This window comes from uncultured Gilvimarinus sp., from assembly GCF_963975215.1.
GTDB lineage: Bacteria > Pseudomonadota > Gammaproteobacteria > Pseudomonadales > Cellvibrionaceae > Gilvimarinus.
The window spans coordinates 1-21,186 of the sequence record NZ_CAXBFW010000037.1; the positions used below are offsets into that span (position 1 = coordinate 1).

At 55.3% G+C, this 21,186-nt stretch carries 18 protein-coding genes; 9 read left to right on the plus strand and 9 right to left on the minus strand.

Annotated elements, in window-relative coordinates; translation table 11 throughout:
* Positions 1-93: 93 nt before the first annotated feature.
* Entirely contained in the window at positions 94-1,311 is a 1,218-nt protein-coding gene (gene serB / locus AAC019_RS15930) for a phosphoserine phosphatase SerB (protein WP_339900207.1), read from the minus strand.
* Positions 1,312-1,412: 101 nt separating this feature from the next.
* Here serB and AAC019_RS15935 point away from each other — a divergent pair, with 101 nt between their 5' ends.
* From AAC019_RS15935 to AAC019_RS15965, 7 genes are all read left to right on the plus strand, one after another.
* Complete coding sequence (locus AAC019_RS15935; RefSeq protein ID WP_339900208.1) at positions 1,413-2,720, plus strand: hypothetical protein; 1,308 nt, start codon at positions 1,413-1,415, stop codon at positions 2,718-2,720.
* A gap of 142 nt (positions 2,721-2,862) precedes the next feature.
* Positions 2,863-4,578 (plus strand): lysophospholipid acyltransferase family protein, encoded by a 1,716-nt coding sequence (locus AAC019_RS15940; RefSeq protein ID WP_339900210.1) that lies wholly within the window; start codon positions 2,863-2,865, stop codon positions 4,576-4,578.
* A gap of 110 nt (positions 4,579-4,688) precedes the next feature.
* Positions 4,689-5,009, plus strand: a complete 321-nt coding sequence (locus tag AAC019_RS15945) for a hypothetical protein (RefSeq protein ID WP_339900211.1) — start codon at positions 4,689-4,691, stop codon at positions 5,007-5,009.
* An 84-nt stretch (positions 5,010-5,093) separates the two neighbouring features.
* Positions 5,094-6,455 (plus strand): UDP-N-acetylmuramate:L-alanyl-gamma-D-glutamyl-meso-diaminopimelate ligase, encoded by a 1,362-nt coding sequence (mpl, locus tag AAC019_RS15950; protein WP_339900212.1) that lies wholly within the window; start codon positions 5,094-5,096, stop codon positions 6,453-6,455.
* 30 nt (positions 6,456-6,485) lie between these two features.
* Positions 6,486-7,094, plus strand: coding sequence for a flavin prenyltransferase UbiX (locus AAC019_RS15955; RefSeq protein WP_339900230.1), 609 nt, complete (start codon positions 6,486-6,488; stop codon positions 7,092-7,094).
* A complete protein-coding gene (locus AAC019_RS15960; RefSeq protein ID WP_339900214.1) occupies positions 7,094-8,023 on the plus strand; it encodes a hydroxymethylglutaryl-CoA lyase in 930 nt (309 codons plus the stop codon). The genes AAC019_RS15955 and AAC019_RS15960 overlap by 1 nt, the downstream gene beginning before the upstream one ends.
* A 14-nt stretch (positions 8,024-8,037) precedes the next feature.
* The gene (locus tag AAC019_RS15965; RefSeq protein WP_339900216.1) at positions 8,038-8,343 is read left to right on the plus strand and encodes a DUF2288 family protein; all 306 of its coding nucleotides are present in this window, start codon (positions 8,038-8,040) and stop codon (positions 8,341-8,343) included.
* Between the two features lie 273 nt (positions 8,344-8,616).
* Here the strand turns inward: AAC019_RS15965 and AAC019_RS15970 are convergent, their stop codons facing one another.
* Positions 8,617-9,348 (minus strand): sulfite exporter TauE/SafE family protein, encoded by a 732-nt coding sequence (locus tag AAC019_RS15970; RefSeq protein ID WP_339900218.1) that lies wholly within the window; start codon positions 9,346-9,348, stop codon positions 8,617-8,619.
* A 216-nt stretch (positions 9,349-9,564) separates the two neighbouring features.
* Here AAC019_RS15970 and AAC019_RS15975 point away from each other — a divergent pair, with 216 nt between their 5' ends.
* Positions 9,565-10,617 (plus strand): aldo/keto reductase, encoded by a 1,053-nt coding sequence (locus tag AAC019_RS15975; RefSeq protein WP_339900220.1) that lies wholly within the window; start codon positions 9,565-9,567, stop codon positions 10,615-10,617.
* A gap of 27 nt (positions 10,618-10,644) precedes the next feature.
* Positions 10,645-11,556 (plus strand): bile acid:sodium symporter family protein, encoded by a 912-nt coding sequence (locus AAC019_RS15980; protein ID WP_339900221.1) that lies wholly within the window; start codon positions 10,645-10,647, stop codon positions 11,554-11,556.
* Between the two features lie 168 nt (positions 11,557-11,724).
* On the opposite strand, the gene AAC019_RS15985 is transcribed toward AAC019_RS15980, so the two are convergent.
* The 7 genes from AAC019_RS15985 to AAC019_RS16015 all read right to left on the minus strand — a co-directional run bounded on the left by AAC019_RS15985 (position 11,725) and on the right by AAC019_RS16015 (position 21,061).
* Positions 11,725-14,487 carry a PQQ-binding-like beta-propeller repeat protein gene (locus AAC019_RS15985; protein WP_339900223.1) on the minus strand — a complete coding sequence of 921 codons (2,763 nt, stop codon included), beginning with the start codon at positions 14,485-14,487 and terminating at the stop codon, positions 11,725-11,727.
* A 229-nt stretch (positions 14,488-14,716) separates the two neighbouring features.
* Positions 14,717-14,929 (minus strand): DUF1418 family protein, encoded by a 213-nt coding sequence (locus AAC019_RS15990; protein ID WP_339900224.1) that lies wholly within the window; start codon positions 14,927-14,929, stop codon positions 14,717-14,719.
* Positions 14,930-14,968: 39 nt separating this feature from the next.
* Positions 14,969-15,541 carry a DNA endonuclease SmrA gene (gene smrA / locus AAC019_RS15995; RefSeq protein ID WP_041522238.1) on the minus strand — a complete coding sequence of 191 codons (573 nt, stop codon included), beginning with the start codon at positions 15,539-15,541 and terminating at the stop codon, positions 14,969-14,971.
* Positions 15,542-15,654: 113 nt separating this feature from the next.
* Positions 15,655-17,589, minus strand: a complete 1,935-nt coding sequence (gene acs / locus AAC019_RS16000; protein WP_339900226.1) for an acetate--CoA ligase — start codon at positions 17,587-17,589, stop codon at positions 15,655-15,657.
* Between the two features lie 1,446 nt (positions 17,590-19,035).
* The gene (panD, locus tag AAC019_RS16005; RefSeq protein ID WP_041522236.1) at positions 19,036-19,416 is read right to left on the minus strand and encodes an aspartate 1-decarboxylase; all 381 of its coding nucleotides are present in this window, start codon (positions 19,414-19,416) and stop codon (positions 19,036-19,038) included.
* 88 nt (positions 19,417-19,504) lie between these two features.
* Positions 19,505-20,356, minus strand: a complete 852-nt coding sequence (gene panC / locus AAC019_RS16010; RefSeq protein WP_339900227.1) for a pantoate--beta-alanine ligase — start codon at positions 20,354-20,356, stop codon at positions 19,505-19,507.
* Between the two features lie 138 nt (positions 20,357-20,494).
* Entirely contained in the window at positions 20,495-21,061 is a 567-nt protein-coding gene (locus AAC019_RS16015) for an MOSC domain-containing protein (protein ID WP_339900228.1), read from the minus strand.
* Positions 21,062-21,186 lie beyond the last annotated feature (125 nt).

Genomic DNA, 21,186 nt, shown 5'->3' on the forward strand with positions numbered 1-21,186 from the left:
GAACGGTGAACGGTGAACGGTGAACGGTGAACGGTGAACGGTGAACGGTGAACGGAAAATAATATCCGCCGCCGCTCACCGTGCAAGGCTTTATTATAAAATCTGATCGCGCTCGCGAAAGCCCATTAAATACAAAATCGCGTCTAACCCCAAGGTCGAGATCGACTGCTCGGCCGAGGCTTTTACGAGCGGCTTGGCCCTAAAGGCAATGCCGAGGCCTGCCGCGCCCAGCATGGGCAAATCGTTAGCGCCGTCGCCTACGGCAATGGTTTGCTCGGTGGTAATGCCCTCGCGCTCGGCCAGCATTTTTAACAGCTCGGCCTTGCGCTCACCATTGACCACCTGACCTTTCACCTCGCCGGTGACTTTGCCATCAACCACATCCAGCGTGTTGGCAAACACGTAATCGATACCCAACTTGTTTTGCAGATACTCACCAAAATACTGAAACCCGCCAGAGAGTATTGCGGTTTTATAGCCAAGCTTTTTCAGGCTGCTAATGAGCTTTTCAGCACCCTCGGTGATACGTAAGTTGGCGGCAATGCCCTCCAGCACGCTTTCATCCAGGCCTTTTAACAGCGCCATGCGGCGGGCAAAACTCTCATTAAAATCCAGCTCACCGCGCATGGCCAGCTCGGTAATCTCAGCCACTTGTTCGCCCACACCGGCCGCTTTGGCCAGCTCGTCGATTACCTCGGCCTCGATCAGGGTGGAGTCCATATCAAAACACACTAAGCGACGGTTGCGGCGATACACGGTATCGCGCTGAAACGCGATGTCGATTTCATGGCGAGTCGACAGCTCCATAAAATCAGCGCGCAACGCTTCGCGATCGGCCGGCTCACCGCGCACCGAAAATTCTACACAGGCACTTGCGCGGTTATCGATACAGTCGAGCGAAATACGCCCCGAAAGACGATTAATATTGTCGATGTTTAACCCGTGCTGTACCGTGACCTCGGTTAAATCGGCAATTTGATGCGCTGTCACCTCACGGGCCAACAAGGTCACGATGTAACGCGCCTTGCCCTGTTGCTCAACCCAGTGTTCGTAGCTGTCATAGCTAATACTGGTAAAGCGCACATTAATATCAAGCTTGTGGGTGGCGCCCTGTAGCTCGGCCAACAGCTCGGGCTCGGCGATGCGGTCAGTATCCACGGCCACCAGTAAACCCAGCGCCAGGTTGTCGTGAATAACAGCTTGACCGATATCAAGGATCGCCGCATCGTAGCGGCCCAGCACTTGCGTAATAACGGAGGTAACGCCCGGCCGGTCAGCACCGGCTGCGTTAATCAAAAGGATTTGTTTCACGTTGCCAGTTCACATCTCAAAAGCGCTATTATAGCGTTTATAGTCGGCTCAATACTAATTGCGTTAAAATGCCGCCACAAATTTAACTCACCGGACTCACCATGCGTTTACGCCAGACCTTAAAGCAGCATCCAGAACTAGGCCTTTGCACAATTGCCATGGTACTTCTGGGAGTGTTGGGCGCGGCGCTGGTGCTCCACTTTGCCGGGCAACAACAAACACAACAGCTCGAACGTTACGGCCAGGCGTTGGCCGACCGCGCCGCGGTGCAAGCCGTCGAGCCGACGCTGGCGCAAGATATGATCAGCCTGCAGGCGATCGTGCAATCCTTAACCGCACAGCCTGCCGTACTGCGCGCCAGCATCCACAACGTAGAAAACCGTCTGTTGGTCGAGCATGGCGCAAGCAGCGCGCCGCCCGGTTATTTATCACCCAGCTTTAGTGCCGGCATTACCCTCGATACCCACATTGCCGGTCACCTGTCGGTCACCCTCAAGGCGCCCCCGGTAAGTCGGGTATACAGGGTGTTTCTGTGGGTGTGGAGTATCGCCATACTCTTGTGCATCGCCGGCCTGTGGCTGACCCGGCAATTACTACAGCGCCAGCTAAACGCGGCCAACGCCCCATCGCTAAGCGAGCCGGCGCACGCCAACAAGCCAGACTCAGCAGTGGCCAGCCGCGAGCTCAACAAAAAGCCGGTGCCGGTGGATGCCGCAACCGAGCTGACAACCGCCGACGAGCCAACTAGACCGCACACCGAAACCCATAACGACGACGAAGCCCGGGGCGACACCAGCCCGCAACCGAACGAGAGCGCCCCACTTACCGAGGCGCCAGCGCATGACGCCCGCGAGCAGCCCAGGTGGGACGAAAACATTGATGAGAACGATGAAGCGCAATACGAAGTCATCATCGAACTGGTTTTTATTAACATCGAGACGTTGCGCTTGCAGCTCTCGCTAAGCCGCTTTAACGAGAGACTCGCACGGCTGGAGCAAGTGTTAGGCGGTATTCTCGCGCTTTACGACGGCACCAAAGAGCCGCTGCGCAAACAGCGCATGAGACTCAAAGTGACTGGCGATAGCCTTGCCGATGCCAGTTTTTATGCGCTGTGCATTTGCCAGTTGGCGCTGCGCTTAAGCTTAAGTGGCGAGCGCCCGGTGCTTAAGCTCGCGGCCAATGTTATGGCCCCGCCCACTTTGGACCGCGACCAAACCGAGCCGCCGGCACACTCTGCCCCGGCGGTGTGGGTCGACCCCACCCTGCAATGCGATTTATTAGCGCAACATGTGCAGATTAACAGCGCCCACCAATTAGAGCAGATTAAACCGCCCTACGACGCCCTGTTGCTACGTCAGGAGCAACAATTGGCAAGCCTGAACGGCGACAATCACCAGGGCCTGTCGTAACGACAAGCCCTAATCTTATGTCACCGTGGCGTCACAAAAGCATCACGCAACTGTCATGATTTAATTTTAGCGTAAGCCCATAGCCGCAACGGCCAATAGCTGGCCCACCCCTTAAAGCGGCACTTTGCTATGGGCGAGAACTATGCTGAATATCGAACAATCCGTCACGGAAAAATTCCCCCGCTTTGCCAATACTCGCCCGGTTATTCGCGGCACCACCCTCTCGCTGCTGCGCAAAATAACGCACGAACAAGAAATTAATCAGTTTTTACACAATAACCACGGCTTGCGCGGCATTGATTTTATCGATCAAATCTTTGACTACTTCAACTTTAATTACAGTGTCAGTAATCGCGACCGCAACAACATTCCCTCGCAAGGCCGGGTTGTTATCGTTGCCAACCACCCGATTGGATCGCTCGATGGTTTAGCCCTACTGCGTATGGTCAGCGAGGTACGCAAAGACGTGCGCATTGTTGCCAACGATATGCTGATGGCGTTTAAGCCACTGCACAATGTATTTTTACCCCTCGATAATATGACCCGCAGCGCCTATCGCAAAAGCTACAAGGGCATACTCGAGGCGTTGAACAACGACGAAGCGGTGATTATTTTCCCCGCCGGCGAAGTCTCGCGCGCCAGCCCCAAAGGCATTCGCGATGGCGCCTGGCACGCCGGTTTTTTGCACTTTGCCCGCAAAACCTCGGCGCCAGTGCTGCCGATTTTTATCGAGGCCAAAAACTCCCTGTTATTTTACAGCGCCTCTATGCTGTACAAACCACTGGGCACCGCACTGCTCGCCCGCGAGATGTTTAAAAAACACTCGGGCGAGATTCGCTTTCGGGTGGGCGAGGCTATCCCGCACACCGAGTTGCGCAACGATAAGCTAGCCGACAAAGCCTTAATTCAGCGGTTAAAAAAACACCTGTATAAACTGCGCAAAAAAAACAAGCCGCAGTTTATAACCGAGCGCACCATTGCCCACCCGGAAGATCGCGCCGCCCTAAAAGCAGAGCTTGCCAACGCCACCGAAATTGGCAAAACCTCGGACAACAACCAGATTTTTTTGTGTGATTACCACACACACCCAACGGTGTTGCGTGAAATTGGCCGCTTACGCGAGCTGACATTTCGCTTAGTGGGCGAGGGAACGGGCAGCCGTCGGGACCTGGATAAATACGACCAGCACTACCGGCATTTAGTATTGTGGGACGATAACCGCCTGTGCATCGCCGGGGCCTACCGCATTGCCGATTGCGCCCGTATTTTACGCGAGCACGGCTCGAGCGGGCTTTACACCGACGAGCTGTTTCACTTTCAACCGACGCTCTACCCCTATTTGCAACAAGCGGTAGAGCTAGGCCGCAGTTTTGTTCACCCGGATTACTGGGGCAAGGCCAGTTTAGAATATTTATGGCAGGGACTCGGCGCCTACTTACAGCACGACTCCTCGGTGCGCTACGTATTGGGGCCGGTCAGTATGAGCGCCAGCTACCCCAAAGCACTGCGCGATGTGTGCGTATATTTTTATCAACACTACTACCAAACCCAGCCGCCACTGGCCGGCGCCCGCCACCCCCACACGCTGGACGAAGTGCAACAGCAAGAGCTGCACCAAGCCTTTGCCGGGATGGACGTAGAAGACGGGTTTCGCTACTTGCAAAAACAATTTTCGGCCGCCGGCCACAAAATACCCACCCTATACAAACAGTATGCCGCCCTTTACGAACCCGGCGGTTATCAGCTATTGGCGTTTAGCGTGGATTCGGATTTTGGCGACTGTCTGGATGGGTTATTTATGGGCGATTTAACAAAAATGAAGGCAAACAAGCGCAAACGCTATTTAGGTGACATCTGAACATTGCCCCAGGCGACGATGCCGCCTTCCCGCCACAAAATACGTCTATACTAAGTGGTAAGCCAGCCGCACCACTGGCGCAATAGTCATCTAGATAGGGAATACTCAAGATGAAACACACGTTCTTGTTAGCCGCCTCACTTGCCTTAGCCTGCCCACTGGCACTGGCGGACTTAAAACCCGACATCATCGAGTGCGATGGTAAAAAAGCCGTTCGCAATGCCGCCATGGAGGCCAGCGTTGGCGTCAGTGGTAATTGCGACGCCAAAAAAATGGCCGATAACGCCAAAGATAACGCCGCCGATAAAGTTGGCGACCGCGTCGATAACACCAAAGACCACATCGATCACAAAGTCGATAACGCCAAAGACACCGCCGATAACCTGCACGATCACGACGAGCACCGCCTGCACGAGAACAAACGCGACTGATTGCACAGTTGCGCGGCGCCGTCACTTTTGCGACACCCTAGCGCGTGTTAAGCTCGCGGCACTATTAACAGGGCGCAGATCTTTATGCACATACACATTCTCGGCATTTGCGGCACATTTATGGGCAGCCTTGCCCAGCTAGCTAAAGCCCTTGGCCACCGGGTAACCGGCTCCGATCAAAACGTTTACCCGCCCATGAGCACTCAGCTTGAAGCCGCCGGCATCGAGCTGATTCAAGGTTACGATCCCCACCAGCTAGAGCCCGCGCCCGATTTGGTGATTATTGGCAACGCCTTAAGCCGGGGTAATGAGGCGGTCGAGGCCGTGCTTAATAAGGGCCTGGCCTACACCTCCGGCCCCCAGTGGCTGCGCGAGCACGTGTTGCCCGGCAAATGGGTACTGGCAGTGGCCGGCACCCACGGCAAAACCACCACCGCCAGCTTACTGGCCTGGATTTTAGAGTACGCCGGCATGGCGCCGGGCTTTTTAATCGGTGGTGTGACGCAAAACTTTCCGCAGTCGGCGCGCTTGGGCGACACACCCTTTTTTGTCATCGAGGCGGACGAATACGACAGCGCGTTTTTTGATAAACGCTCAAAGTTTGTCCACTACCAGCCGCGTACTCTAGTGCTCAACAACTTAGAATTTGATCACGCCGATATCTTTGACTCGCTGGCGGACATTCAAAAACAGTTTCACCATTTGCTGCGCACCGTACCCGGTGACGGCCGCGTTATTTATCCGGCCAAAGAGGCCGCCCTAAAAACGGTGATTAAAAAAGGCCTGTGGAGCGAGCCGGAAACGTTTGGCCCCGAGGGCCAGTGGCAGAGTAAAAACCTCGCAGCCGATGGCTCGCACTTTGCGCTGTTTGAAGGCGACACACAGGTGGCCGAGGTGCAGTGGGACATGAGCGGACAGCACAACGTCAGCAACGCCATTGGCGCCATGCTGGCGGCGCGCCATGTAGGCGTAACCCCCGAGATAAGCGCACAAGCGCTGGCCGAGTTTAAAGGGGTTAAACGCCGGCTCGAATGCATCGCCGATATTCACAGCGTTAAAGTCTACGACGATTTTGCCCACCACCCCACCGCGATTCACACCACCCTTGAGGGCTTGCGCGCCCGGGTAGGCGACGACAAAATCATCGCCATTATCGAGCCGCGCTCTAACACCATGCGCATGGGAAAACACAAACAAGCGCTCGCGCCCGCCTGCGTTCACGCCGACGATGTTTTGTGGTATCAACCGCCGCACACCGACTGGGATATGCACGAGGTAGTCAACAACTCGCCGGTGCCAGCCAAGTTGTATCACGAGCTGGACTCCTTGATTCGCGACACGTTAGCGCTGGCCGAGGCCGACACCCACATTGTGATTATGAGCAACGGCAGCTTCTCGGGCCTACATCAAAAACTCGTGCAGCAACTCACTAAGCACGCTATGTAGCCACACGCTTTAGCCAACACAGGAGTCGCCATTTTGTCTCGCACCATTACTCTCGCCATGACCGGCGCCTCGGGCGCACAGTACGGCCTGCGTTTACTGCAGTGTTTACTGGCCGCCGACTGCCGGGTGTACCTGTTGTTATCGAGCGCCGCCGAGGTGGTGATTCGCACCGAAACCAACTTAGATTTGCCCGCCGATCTGGACGAACAACAACTGTTTTTAAGTCAGCGCTACGGCGCCGATGACGAGCAGCTCATGTTGTTTGGCCGCGACGATTGGTTTTCACCGGTGGCCTCGGGCTCTAGCTCGCCCGCCTCGATGGTGATTTGCCCCGCCAGCGGCGGCACTCTATCGAGTATTGCCACGGGCGCCAGCAACAACTTAATCGAGCGCGCCGCCGACGTCGCCCTCAAAGAGCGCCGGCAACTGATTGTGGTGCCGCGCGAAACGCCCTACTCGGCGGTACATTTAGAGAACATGCTTAAAGTCACGCAACTGGGCGCGGTGGTGCTACCCGCCAGCCCCGGCTTTTACATGCAACCCGACCGAGTAGAAGACTTAATTGATTTTGTGGTGGCGCGGATTCTCGATCAGCTGGGGTTAGAGCAAGATTTAATGCCGCGCTGGGGCGAAGATTAATGCCCATCACCGCCACCTTACCCACCCAAGCCAGCATCGTAGAGGTAGGCCCGCGCGATGGCTTACAAAACGAGCCTGGGCGCATTAACCTGGACGATAAAGTTGATTTAGTTAACGCCCTCGCTCAGGCGGGCGTGCAACGCATCGAGGCGGGCGCCTTTGTAAACCCAACTTGGGTGCCCCAAATGGCCGACAGCTTTGATGTCTTTACCCACATCACGCGCACGCCCGGCGTCAGCTACAGCGCCCTTACACCCAACATCAAAGGGTTTGATCGGGCGCTTGCCGCCGGTGCCGATGAGGTGGCTATTTTTGCCGCCGCCTCCGAGGCCTTTAGCCAAAAAAACCTAAATTGCGATATCAATACCAGCCTGGAGCGCTTTGCCGAAGTCGTGGCCGCCGCGCAAGCCAACAACATTCCCGTGCGCGGCTATATCTCGTGTGTATTAGGTTGCCCTTATTCGGGAAGGGTCGAGCTGCAAACCTGCCTGGATATCGCGCGCGAGTTATTAGCCATGGGCTGCTATGAAATCTCTCTGGGTGACACCATCGGGGTTGGCACCGCCGCCGACACCCAGCGTTTGCTAGCCTGCTTACTTAACGACATTCCGGTCGATCAGCTCGCCGTGCATATGCACGACACCTACGGCCAGGCGCTGAGCAATATCCTGGCGGCGCTGCAAATGGGCGTGCATGTGATCGATAGCTCGGTAGCCGGCCTTGGCGGCTGCCCTTATGCCCAGGGGGCCACCGGCAACGTCGCCACCGAAGACGTGATTTATTTACTCGATGGCCTGGGCATCAACCATGGTATTAACCTGCCGCAACTGATGGCCGCCGGGCAGCGCATCTGCGACCGCCTGGGCAAACGCAACAACAGTAAAGTCTCTCAGGCGCACAGCGCCCGCAGCCAAACCCTACACAACTAAGCTCTACACGCCCTATGACCGACGACATTCTCAAAGCCAAAGTTAACCTCGAAACCGCACAAATCCCCTGGCGCGAGCTACAGCGCTTTTTTGCCGGCGGCACCGCCGTGTACGTAGCCCCCGAGCTGGACTTAACCGCGGTGGCCACCGCCATGGCCGAGGATAACGCCGCGCAAATTCAACACTGGATGCAAGCCAATCAGGTACAGCCCGTCAGCGACGAACAGGCAAGCCAATGGTTTGAAGCGGATGCCATCGTCTGGGCCGTGGTGGTTAAGCCCTGGGTGGTGGTGCAGGAACGGGTGACGGGTGACGGGTGACGGGTGACGGGTGACGGGTGACGGGTGACGGGTGACGAGTTTCGCGCGGTTCCGAGAAACTCGTCAAGCCAGACCAACTTACTTCTCGTCATCCCCGCGAACGAGGTGAATTGCGAGCAAGAGAGGGCAGCCTGGGCTGGGCGGGGATCCAGTGGCTTCAAATAGCCTGAGGTCTGAGGTCAAGATTTAGTGTCTCCTCTTACCCTTACAACCCACATACCAGTATTCTTACTTTTTGCGTCAGCCATCCGACCTCACGCGTCCAGCATCCACCTAATGCGCCAACACGCCATTAACCACCGCCGCCACGCCGGCCAGCGCCGCAATGGAGAGAATAATCGGGCGCAGTGCATTAAACGGTAAGCGAGTCACCAAGTGCCCCGACAGCCAAAAGCCCACAAAAACGCCGGGGCACGTCAGCAGCAATAATGTAAGCTCGCCGGTGCCGATATAACCCGCCGGAGCCAGCGCAGCAATACTGGCTAGGCAGGCAAACAAAAAAAACGCCGATAAATTGGCCCGCACCAAGGGGCCGGTCTCGTTCTGATAAATCAGCGCAATGGGCGGCCCGCCAACAGCGGTAATGGTGCCCATATAACCCGAGGCGCTACCCGCCAGTATGCTATTGCGCTCAGACAAACTGGGTTTAACGCCCATCACGCTCATGCCCACCGCCAGTAAAATTAGCACGCCAAAGGCCAGCTCAAAGCCCTGCGCGGTCAAAAAAGCCAGCGTGATGGCCGCCAGGGCGGTACCAACAACATTACCGCCAATAGCGTAGCGCACCGGTCTAAAGCTCAAGCTTTGGTGGTGGCGCAACAGCATCAGGATATTCAGCACAAACGCGTTCAGCAGCGCAACACCCGGCACCAGCGACGGACTCACCAAAAACAGCAAAGGCGCCGATAACGTGCCAATGCCATAGCCCGCAACCCCCTGCAAACAAGCGCCTGCGACCAGTGCCAAATTGGCTAAGATGAGTTGAATTAGGGTGATATCTTCCACGACGGGCCCGGTTATTTAAACAATATCGGGGCCAGCACACTGCCCCACCCTATTGTATGATAAATATTGGACTTCCACACCCCCCAGCGCTCACAGTAACGCCCGATTAACCAGGCCACCGACAATACAGAACTTAACACGCCCGAAACATAGAAATCCCGTGTCGGCGCCGCCATACTCTTTTATCTATCGACCCAACCGAGCGGAGCGCAGCAAATGCAATACAGCACCTTAGGCTACAGTAACCTCAAAGTATCACGGGCCTGCTTAGGCACCATGACCTGGGGCAAACAAAACAACCAGGCCGATGCCAACGCGCAAATCGACTACGCCTTAGCTCAGGGTATCAACTTTATCGACACTGCCGAGATGTACGCGGTGCCCCCCAGCCCCGATACCTACGGCACCACCGAAACCATCATTGGCAACTGGCTAGCCGCCAACCCATCGCGCCGGGATGAATTTATTCTCGCCTCCAAAATAGCGGGCAACGGCCTTAAACATATTCGCGATGGCCGCGACATTACCGGCGAGACGGTGTTAGCCGCGATAGACGACTCCCTCGCCCGCCTGCAAACCGACTACATCGACCTCTATCAACTGCACTGGCCCAACCGCACCTCGCCGCACTTTGGCAAACACGCCCCCGGCCGCATCCGCTTTAGCGATGTAGACACCGCCGCACACTCAGCGCAAATGCTAGAAATACTGCAGGCGCTGGACGAGAGCGTTAAGAGCGGCAAAATTCGCCACTTTGGTTTATCCAACGATACTCCCTGGGGCATTAACGAATACATCCGCTTAAGCGAGAAGCACAACCTCACCCGCGTAACATCCATCCAAAATGAATTTAATTTACTGCAAACCCGCGACTGGCCATTTTTAATAGAAAACTGCGTACACCAACAAGTGGCCTACTTGCCCTGGTCACCGCTCGCCACCGGCGCCCTCACCGGTAAATACTTAAACGGCGCACGCCCCCAAGGCGCACGCTGGAATTTAATACAACGCAACGGCCTGTTCCGCGACACTGAACAAAGCAACGCCGCCGTCGCCGCCTACGGCGAGGTAGCGCAAAAACACAAACTAACCCCCGCACAACTCGCGCTCGCTTGGTGCAACCAAGTCGACGGCGTCACCTCCACCATCATCGGCGCCACTAACCTAGCGCAGCTAAAAGAAAATATTGAGGCATTTGAGTTAACGTTAAGCGATGCAGTACTTGAGGATATCGCCAGTGTGCATCGGCAGTTTCCGGTGCCGTTTTGAACCACAACACCTAACAATAATAACGCCATGACCGCATTTGATTGTTTTAATCGTTTATTCCCACTCTGGGCTATTTTATTGGGCGCCTTGGGTTTTTACTTTCCGGCGATGTTTACGCCGCTGTCGCCTGCCATTGCCTGGCTGTTGGCGCTGGTGATGTTTACCATGGGGCTGACGCTATCCAGGGCCGATTTTTATCGGGTGGCGCGCGAGCCTAAGCCTATTCTGGTCGGGCTGGCACTGCAATTTACGCTGATGCCCTTGACGGCGTTGGCGGTATCTCGCCTGCTGGGGTTAAGCGCGGAATTAACCACTGGCATGGTATTGGTGGGCACGGTTGCCGGCGGCACGGCCTCGAATGTAATTGCCTGGCTAGCCGGTGGGCGCGTGGCACTGTCGGTCTCGATGACGTTAACGGCGACGCTGGCATCGGTTATTTTAACGCCGTTATTAACGTGGTTATTATTGCGTAACACAGTAGAGATCAATGCCCTCGGAATGCTGTGGGGTATCGGCAAAATCGTTTTGGCGCCCGTATTAATAGGTGTACTGCTGCACCACTTTTTTGCCAACAGTATTAAACGGGTTGAGCCGGCCTTGGCCAGTGCCGCAGTCATTTTAATTAGCGTGATTATTGCGATTGTCGTGGCGCTAAACGCCGGGCGCTTAGCCAGCATTGGCGCGCTGGTGTTACTTGCCGTGGTATTGCACAACGCCACCGGGTTAACGGCTGGCTACTGGCTGGCACGCCTGTTTAAATTTGACGAGGCCACCTGCCGCACCATCGCCATTGAGGTGGGGATGCAAAACTCGGGGTTGGCCGTGGCGTTAGCGCATCAGTTTTTTACCGCCAGCGCAGCATTACCCGGAGCGCTATTTTCGGTTTGGCACAATGTATCTGGGTCGATACTGGCAAGTTGGTGGCGGAGAAAGGGATGACGGATGACGGAGGACGGAGGACGGATGACGGATGACGGATGACGGATGACGGATGACGGATGACGGATGACGGATGACGGGAAATTTTGAATGCCCCATAAAAATAGACAAGCATTTTCTAGCACACCAAAAGTCCCGTTCACATTCGTGAACGGGAAAAGGCTTTAACTACCAAATAATCTCGCCTGTGGCCAGGTTAATAGCGCTTAGATTTCTGCGCCCAGAGAAGTTTCCGTCTCCGCGTAAATGGAAGAACCCGCTAAAAAAGGCGACATCATCTTCAATCAATATATTTTCAACCGAGCCCTGAATCGTCAATCCCAGCTGACTAATTTCTCCGGTAGCCGGCGCTATATTAAAAAAGCTATGCAAATCATCAGCGCCGGCATCCAGTAAATAATTCTCGCCACCGATATAAAGATCATCCTCATCACCAGTCACCGTGTAAACAATACTGGTATGAGGTGCGGCAAGATACTTTAAGCCTAAGTCGATGGTATCGCCTGTTTCCAGGTTTGCCAACACCAGGCTCTCGCCTTCGGCGCTTAATTCAGGGTCAAAAGTGCCACCCAGCGCCACGAAGTCATCAGTGATATGTATGGTTTTCGGCACCAACTGACTGGTGACTGAGGCCTCGTCAGCCACCCAACCGCTCAGTTCACCACTGACATGATCAAACACAGCGAGGTGAGTGCGATCTTTTCCATCTACAGTGGTAAAACGCCCAGCTACATACAGTTTTCCTTCGCGTGATTCTAACGCATAGGGTATATCATCCAGCTGTGGCGCCCACTCGGTTAACGTTCCTTCCGGAAGCGTAAAAGATGCCAAGCCATAGCGAGGTTCATCATCAACAGAGGTAAACTCACCAACCACATAAAGCGTATCGTTTATTATCTCGATATCATTGATCATTGAAGAGAAGTGCTGAGGCGGGTCAGTCAGCACCGGACGTTCAAACTCAGCAGCAAAGCTCTCATAGTTACCGGTGGAGGCATCAATTGCGTACAAGTGACGGTGATCGCGTTCAAAATGGAGGACGCTGCCTTCCGAATTCGAAACAGCGCCAGACATGCTCGTAGAGACATAAAGCGTACCTCCTTTTTGCTCTATATCAGTCACATTGCTAGCGCTCCCTAATGAGGAGCGCCAGTCTTTGTACAACCCGGTTTTAGGGTCAATAGCGATAATCGGACCTGCATCTTCTTGGTAATATTCTAACGAACCAACATAGAGTAAATCGCGCTCAGAAAATGCCATTGACCCAAGCGTGGCACCGGTACCATGCATCGGGAGCTGAATCATCGAGTTGTCGTTTAACGACAACAGTCCATAAAGCAGCTCTGGGTTATCCGGGTCTTCAGGGTGTTCTTCAAGGCCAACATAAAAACCACCACCGATAAAAGCTTCTCCCCCATCGCCGTAGATCATGCTTACCTTGGTATACTCAGAAAGGCCAAGATCAATTCGCTCCGTGGTTTGGGTATCAAAGGCGCGCAATACGACCGGCGCGATTCGCCCGGGTACATCCAGCATGTATAAAGTATCTTCTGTTGCCACCAGATTTATGGGATAGGCGCTATCGTACAAATTAGCGTTCCAGTCCGTCACCTCGCCTTGCGGGTTAATCAAGGCCAACTTTGGCCTACTAGCTCCCGCCACGGTGGTGAACACACCAGCAATATAAGCGCCCTGTGAATTCGCGGAGACATCTTTAATCCCACCGTTGGTTTCTACCGACCAGATAAACTCACCCTTATCTATGTCAAAGGCACTTAGTAAGCTCTCGCCTCTACCGGCGCCTTGCGGTGGCTCGTACCAAGCGACATAAACAATATTGCCAACCACAGAAAGGTTTATAAGCTCGGAGTAAGCCGCGTGCTGGGCCGTTGTTCCGCCATAGACAATGGCGCCGGTTTCATGGTCGAGCACAACAAGGCCGTGATGGCTTTCGCCATTGACGACACTAAACTCACCACCAACAACAATCCCCTGAGACGTATAGGCTAATGCCGTTATTTCGCCATTGGTGGTTGCATTCCAGGCTTCGTCTATAGCGCCACTGTTGCTAATACGCGCAATATTACGGCGCGGTGTATCATCCAAGCGAGAAAATGTCCCGCCGAGGTACCAGCCACCCTGCCCATCTTTTGCAGTAACATTCATAAAGCCGTCTGGGTGAGGCAGCGCACCCGTCAGTTCGCGGGTATCGCCGTCGATTATTGCGTACTTTGTGGCGTGAGCAATCGAGCCGGTGCCGTGGCCAGAGCTCATAAACAATGTATCGTTGTACATGAGCATTTTGCCCGCGCCTGAGAACGAAGGAGAAGTCCTAAGGGTGCGCCCACCCGACACTTCAGAGTGCGCACCGCTTTTTTCCAAAACAAAAAAGTAACCTTGATCAAGTAGTAAGTCGCCGCTAGACGCACTTAACAGAAGCTCTCCTGAGACCAAGTCGACCTTTGCCCCAGAGTTAGCACAATCGGCGTAATTCGCCCAATCGCAATGGGGATCGGTTGACCAAAGTAAATTAACTGGCCCAGCTTGGTTTACTTGCACGGCGATAGCCTGAGGCTTTGACACAACTGACAAACCCGAGGGTTTTGTGGCGAGCTCTAAGGTTACTTCGCAATCGGAGGTGACACTGTCGATAATATAAAGGGTAGGTGGCGTTTCATTATTAAGGGCACCCCCACAGCCCGATGCCGAGAGCAATGTTTGCCCTTCTGCGACGTTCAACTCGATTTGCGTGGCGCCACCCTCGACTACCTCTTGGGTGGAGGTGGTAGTTTCAGCGTCTTTTTTGGTATTAACCTTTACCTGATACGCTGTAGTTTCTTGAACGACGGGGCTGTCATCGCCATCATCGGACCCACAAGCAACCAACAAACTTGCCAAGGCCAAGCCTGACACCATAAGTTTTAACTGCATGATACTTCTCTCCGTAAAGTGCTAAATGTCTAAATCTTCCATGCTCCATGACGCGTATCGATAGCGCAGAGCAACAAGAGCTTATAAAAGCTCTTCTCTTTAAAAGGCAGGTCTAAATCGCTGAATGGCTCAATTGTGGCACAGCAGAACACACTGTAAATAGATACGGCAGTCTAAAGTGTATAGAAATGTACGACCCGGTCAGGACAACCGAGCCCCTCCATAGCGGTTAAGATTTATGCCGGTTGCGAATACCATTTAAAATAAAAATAACGGCGGGCATCATGCAGGCAACACCCAGCAGTATGTAGACAAGCGTATCGTTATCAAAGCGGTACTGCTCGGGCAGCAAGGGGACATCGCCCAAATGCATCGCCATAGCTCCGCCAATCAAGACGCAGCCGAGCATATCGAGCAACAATAAATGGATAGGTAGTTTCACGTTTACAGTCCTTTTGTATCAAAAACCCAGGCGGAAGCTTTAGGTTCGCTTTGAGTGTTTTTCCCAGTTTTCCTGGCGTTTTCGTTCGCTTTTTTTAAGCAAGATATAAGTGGCGCCGCTGGCGCCGTGGTGTTTTTGCGCAGAGTGAAACGCGAGCACCTCGTCGATGCAGGGCAGCCAATTGGCGACGCAACTTTTTAACAGCGCCGGTTGCTCGCGGCCCTCGCCTTTACCGTGGGTAATAAGCGCGCAGCGGATGTCGTGCTCCATGCAATCGCGAATAAATTGAAACAGCGCCGAGCGGGCTTGCTCGACGGTCATGCGGTGCAAGTCGAGCCGCGCATCGATACCGTATTTACCCAGGCGCAAATTTTTATACACGCCGTGCTGCACGCCGTCGCGACGAAAATCCAGAATATCCAGCGGGCCTACCGGGTCGATATGATCGGCGCTTAAAAAGTTGGTGTCTTGCTCGGTAATGGCCTGGGCGGCGGCGCGCCTTTGCTTAAGCGCATCGTCAGTGGCGCGCTGGCTTTTTAAGGCCACCTTAGGTGTTACTTTCAGGCGTTTTACGTCCTGCATTTGCTGGCGGAATAGCTCGTCGTCACTCATAGCGGCCGTTACATCGTTGTTCGCGTAGAGCGGCTATTATGCCAGTTTGCAGTGGGAGGGGAAAACGCCTTGCAGGCTTTTGGCCCACAAGGCGTTACAGGTAAGCGTTACGATTAACGATTAACGCGGTTGTCGATCAGGTCATCTACCACGGCCGGGTCGGCCAGGGTAGAGGTGTCGCCCAGGCTGTCCAGCTCGTTAGCGGCGATTTTGCGCAAAATACGACGCATGATTTTACCCGAGCGAGTTTTAGGCAGGCTAGGCGCCCACTGGATAATATCGGGCTTGGCAATGGCGCCAATCTCTTGCACGCACATTTGCACCAGCGCTTTTTTCAGCTCATCGCTGGGCTCGGCCCCTTCCATCAAGGTGACATAGGCGTAAATGCCCTGGCCTTTAATATCGTGCGGGTAGCCCACCACAGCGGCCTCGGCCACTTGCTCGTGCAGCACCAAAGCGCTCTCGACCTCGGCCGTGCCCATGCGATGGCCTGATACGTTCAATACATCATCCACCCGGCCGGTAATCCAAAAGTAGCCGTCTTCATCGCGACGCGCGCCGTCGCCGGTAAAGTAGTAACCGGGATAGGTTGAGTAGTAAGTGTCGATACAGCGCTGATGATCGCCATACACGGTGCGCAACTGGCTGGGCCAGCTGGCTTTAATGGCCAGGCTGCCCTCGCCGGCACCTTCGACTTCATTGCCTTCGGCATCCAGCAGCACCGGCTGCACGCCAAAAAACGGCACAGTACAGGAGCCGGGCTTAAGGTCGATGGCGCCGGGTAGCGGCGTCATCATGTGGGCACCGGTTTCGGTTTGCCACCAGGTGTCCATAATCGGGCTGCGCTCATCGCCTACCACGCGGTAGTACCACTCCCACGCCTCGGGATTAATGGGCTCGCCCACGCTGCCCAATATACGCAGAGATTTACGCGAGGTGCGGGTGACAAAGTCATCGCCCGCGCCCATCAAAGCACGCACGGCAGTGGGCGCGGTATAAAAGCTGTTAACACCGTGTTTATCGACCACTTGCCAACAGCGCGAGGCGTCTGGGTAGGTGGGCACACCTTCAAACATTAAACTGGTGGCGCCATTAGCCAGCGGACCGTACACAATGTAGCTGTGGCCGGTTACCCAGCCCACATCGGCGGTACACCAGTAGACCTCGCCCTCGCGATAGTCAAACACGTACTTGTGGGTCATGGCCGCTTGCAGCAGGTAGCCGCCGGTGGTGTGTAATACGCCTTTAGGCTGACCGGTCGAGCCCGAGGTGTACAAAATAAACAGCGGATCTTCGGCGTCCATCCACTCGGGTTCACACTGCTCCGGGGCGGCCTCGACCAAATCGCGATACCACACATCGCGGGAGTCGTCCCAATTGATATCGCCACCGGTGCGCTTAACCACCAAACAGGTGTGAACGTTGGGGCAGTTTGCCAGGGCTTTATCGGCGTTGGCTTTTAGCGGGACGGTTTTGCCGCCGCGCAGGCCCTCGTCGGCGGTAATCAGCACCTGGCAATCGGCATCGATAATGCGGTCTTTTAGCGCGTCGGGCGAGAAGCCACCAAACACCACCGAGTGCACCGCGCCAATGCGGGTACAGGCCAGCATGGCGTAGCAGGCTTCGGGAATCATGGGCATATACAAGCACACACGATCGCCCTTTTTAACACCGCGCTCGCGCAGTACGTTAGCCAGGCGGCACACTTCGCTGTGCAGTTGTTGATAGCTGATCAGCTGGTCGTCGGCCGGGTCATCACCCTCCCAGATAATGGCAGTTTGCTCGGCGCGCTGGGCGAGGTGGCGGTCAATACAGTTAACGCTGACATTGAGCTTGCCGCCCAAAAACCACGCCACTTCGCCACGGCTTAAATCGCTTTTGCTAACGGTGTGCCACTTTTGTTGCCAGGTAAGAAACTCCTCGGCCTGCTCGGCCCAGAAGGTGTCCGGATCTTCAACCGACTGGCGGTAGAGCGACTGATAGCGATCTTTATCGATCAGAGCGTCGCGTTGCAGCTCGGCCGGTACTGGGTAAACTTGCTCGGTCATACACATAATCTCCGCGCGTGAGTACTGTTATTTTGTTGTGGTTAGAGCTTAACAGCCCTCTACCGCTTTCGCCAGAGACAACGTTGTCTTTTGGTGCAAAAAACCGTGAAGATAAGCGCGACTGTAGCAAGATGGTGCAGGTGATTGTGTGTCTGCGTCATTCCCGACCCCGATCGGGAATCCAGTGCCTTTGGGTGTGGCACTTTGCTGATACAGGCGTACCGTTCGCTCCAAGTCACTGGATTCCGGGTCTGCGCTTCGCTGCGCCCGGAATGACGATGGAGGTGCTTTTGTGTCTGCGTCATTCCCGGCCACGATCGGGAATCCAGTGCCTTTGGGTGTGGCACTTTGCTGGTACAGACGTACCGTTTGTTTAAAGTCGCAGGATTCCGGGTCTAGGCTACGCCCGGAACGACGGTGGAGGTGATTTTGTGACTGCGTGATTCCCGACCACGATCGGGAATCCAGTGTCTATGGGTGTGGCGCTTGGCTGTTACAGGCGTACCGGTCATTTAAAGTCGCTGGGTTCCGGGTCTAGGCTGCGCTGCGCCCGGAATGACGGTGTAGGTGGTTTTGTGTCTGCGTGATTCCCGACCACGATCGGGAATCCAGTGCCTTTGGGTGTGGCACTTTGCTGATACAGCCGTACCGTTTGTTCCAAGTCACTGGGTTCCGGGTCTAGGCTTCGCTACGCCCGGAACGACGGTGTAGGTGGTTTTGTGTCTGCGTGATTCCCGACCACGATCGGGAATCCAGTGCCTTTGGGTGTGGCACTTTGCTGATACAGCCGTACCGTTTGTTCCAAGTCACTGGGTTCCGGGTCTAGGCTTCACTACGCCCGGAACGACGGTGTAGGTGATTTTTGTCTGCTGTCATTCCCGACCACGATCGGGAATCCAGTGTCTATGGGTGTGGCACTTTGCTGATACGGACGTACCGTTTGTTTAAAGTCACTGGATTCCGGGTCTAGGCTTCGCTACGCCCGGAATGACGGTTTAGGTGATTTTGTGCCTGTTGTCATTCCCGGCCACGATCGGGAATCCAGTGCCTTTGGGTGTGGCACTTGGCTGATACAGACGTACCGTTTGTTTAAAGTCGCTGGATTCCGGGTCTGCGCTTCGCTGCGCCCGGAACGACGGTGTAGGTGGTTTTGTGCCTGCGTCATTCCCGACCACGATCGGGAATCCAGTGTCTATGGGTGTGGCGCTTTGCTGTTACAGGCGTAACGTTTGTCTACAGTCGCTGGATTCCGGGTCTAGGCTGCGCTGCGCCCGGAATGACGGTGTAGGTGGTTTTGTGCCTGCGTCATTCCCGACCCCGATCGGGAATCCAGTGTCTTTAGGTGTGGCACTTAGCTGTTACAGACGCACCGCTTGCCTAAATCCTCTGAGCACGGATCTGCGCTGTGCCCGGTGCGAGGGTGTAGTCAGCGCGTTATAGGGCGGTTTAAACAACCTGCATGGGAATGGTGTTGGTGGTGCGCTCTACCCGGTTGGCCTCGTCAAGGTAGACCAAGCGTGGCTTGTAGCCTTCGAGCTGAGCTTCGGTGTACTGGCCGTAGGCGCCAATAATCACCCGGTCGCCCACCTGCACTTTGCGCGCGGCGGCGCCGTTCATTGAGATAGTTCCCGAGCCGGGTTCGGCCAGAATCACGTAGGTGGTAAAGCGCTCGCCATTGTTGACGTTGTAAATATCAATTTGCTCAAACTCGCGCAGGCCGGCCAGTTGAACCAAATCAGCATCGATGGCGCAGGAGCCGTCGTACCACAGCTCTGCCTGAGTTACGGCGGCCATGTGGAGTTTGCCTTTGAGCATGGTAGAGAGCATGTGCCCCTCCTGTTTCTATCAATTAGCTGCCTGATTACCACTAATATAAGCAGCCGCCGATGCCTCGGCGCGGTCTTTGATCTTTCGCTTAGACAAGCGCTAGCGAGAGATTATCAATCAATCGGGCGCTTTCGGTGTACATGGCGCCCAATACAGTAATTTCGGTGTCATCGTGGGCCGCAGGCTTAAGCGTGCGGCTGTTGCAGATCTCGAGGTAGTCAACTTTAAAACCCGCGTCTTCAATCTGCATTTTACCGGCCTCGGCCAAGGCGATAAAGTCCCGCTGGCCGGCACTGATTTGCTCGCCTACCCAGCTTAGCGTGCGGTACAGCTGGCTCACCCTGGGGCGCTCGGCCTCGGCAATAAAGCCATTGCGCGAGCTAAGCGCCAGACCATCGGCCTCGCGATAAATATCGCCGGCGCTGATTTGCACCGGCATACACAAATCCTCCACCATCCGGCGAATCACAGCCAGCTGTTGGTAGTCTTTAATACCAAACACGGCTTCGTCGGGCTGCACAATGTTAAACAGCTTGGTGACCACCGTGGTCACCCCCTCAAAGTGGCCGGGGCGACTGGCGCCACACAGCACATCGGTCATGGCCGGGACAATCACCCGGGTCTGCTCGTCCATGCCGTTGGGGTAAATTTCGGTTTCGTCGGGGCAAAACAAAAAGTCGCAGTTGATCGCTTCGAGCTTGGCCGAATCGGCCGCCAGGGTACGCGGGTAGCGATCCCAATCCTCGTTTAAGCCAAACTGCAGGCGATTAACAAAGATACTCACCACCACCAGATCACAGCTTTGTTGCGCCTGCTTTACCAGCGCCAGGTGGGCATCGTGCAAATTGCCCATGGTGGGCACAAAGCCAATGCGCTTACCGGCGCGGCGGGCCTCGGCCAGCGCCTCGCGTAACGAGCGAATATGGTGAAATACCTGCATGGGAAACCTCAATCGCCGATGACCCCACAACGGCCGCTACACGCTCAGGGGGTCGGGGGCGGGATAATACACGCTCGCGCCAAACAAGTACATTTTTTGGGCACAATTTAGGGCGGGTAAACGCCGGGTTTTAAGGGGTCAACTAAGCTCGGTATCCAGCGGTAAGCGCACCACCGCGTCCCCCACCGCAATGGTGCCCGAGCGGACAATCTTGGCGCATAACCCACCATAGCCGTACATCGCCGCGACACCGCCCTCCCCTAAATTCTCGTTCATGCGCGAGCAGGGGTGGCACAAGGCGCCGGGCACAATAATCGCCTCTCCGATTTGTAGAATTTGGTGGCGCAGCAGGTTTAAGTTCATACCCGAGATCACCAGGTTGCGCCGGAGCAATGCCGGGTCGATGCTGGCAAGGCCCGTGTGACGACAAATCTGCTCGATAAACTCACGACTAATAATCGTCACCTGCCGCCCCGAGCCACGGGTTTTGCGGCAGCGATGATCGCCCTGCAACCCCTGCTCGGCCAGTGCCTGCACCGACTCCACCTCGGCAATCTCGCCACGACGTACCGTGCGTAAGCCAATCCAGTCTAACCGACCGGGCGTTATGTCGGCGGCAAGCCTATCCAGCAAGCGCGCTTGAGAGGAGCGCCGGACGCCCGATATCGGAGGTCTGACGCTAGAGCTATCGTTACTGACGGGCATGGAGTCACCTGTATTGGAGGGGCACAAGCAGGCCGTTTTTAACGCCGCAGCGGCAACGTAGGTAGTGTTTCAACACCCTGCCAGGCAAAATTGTGGCGGCTCGCCGGCTCGCCGTCAATCACGCG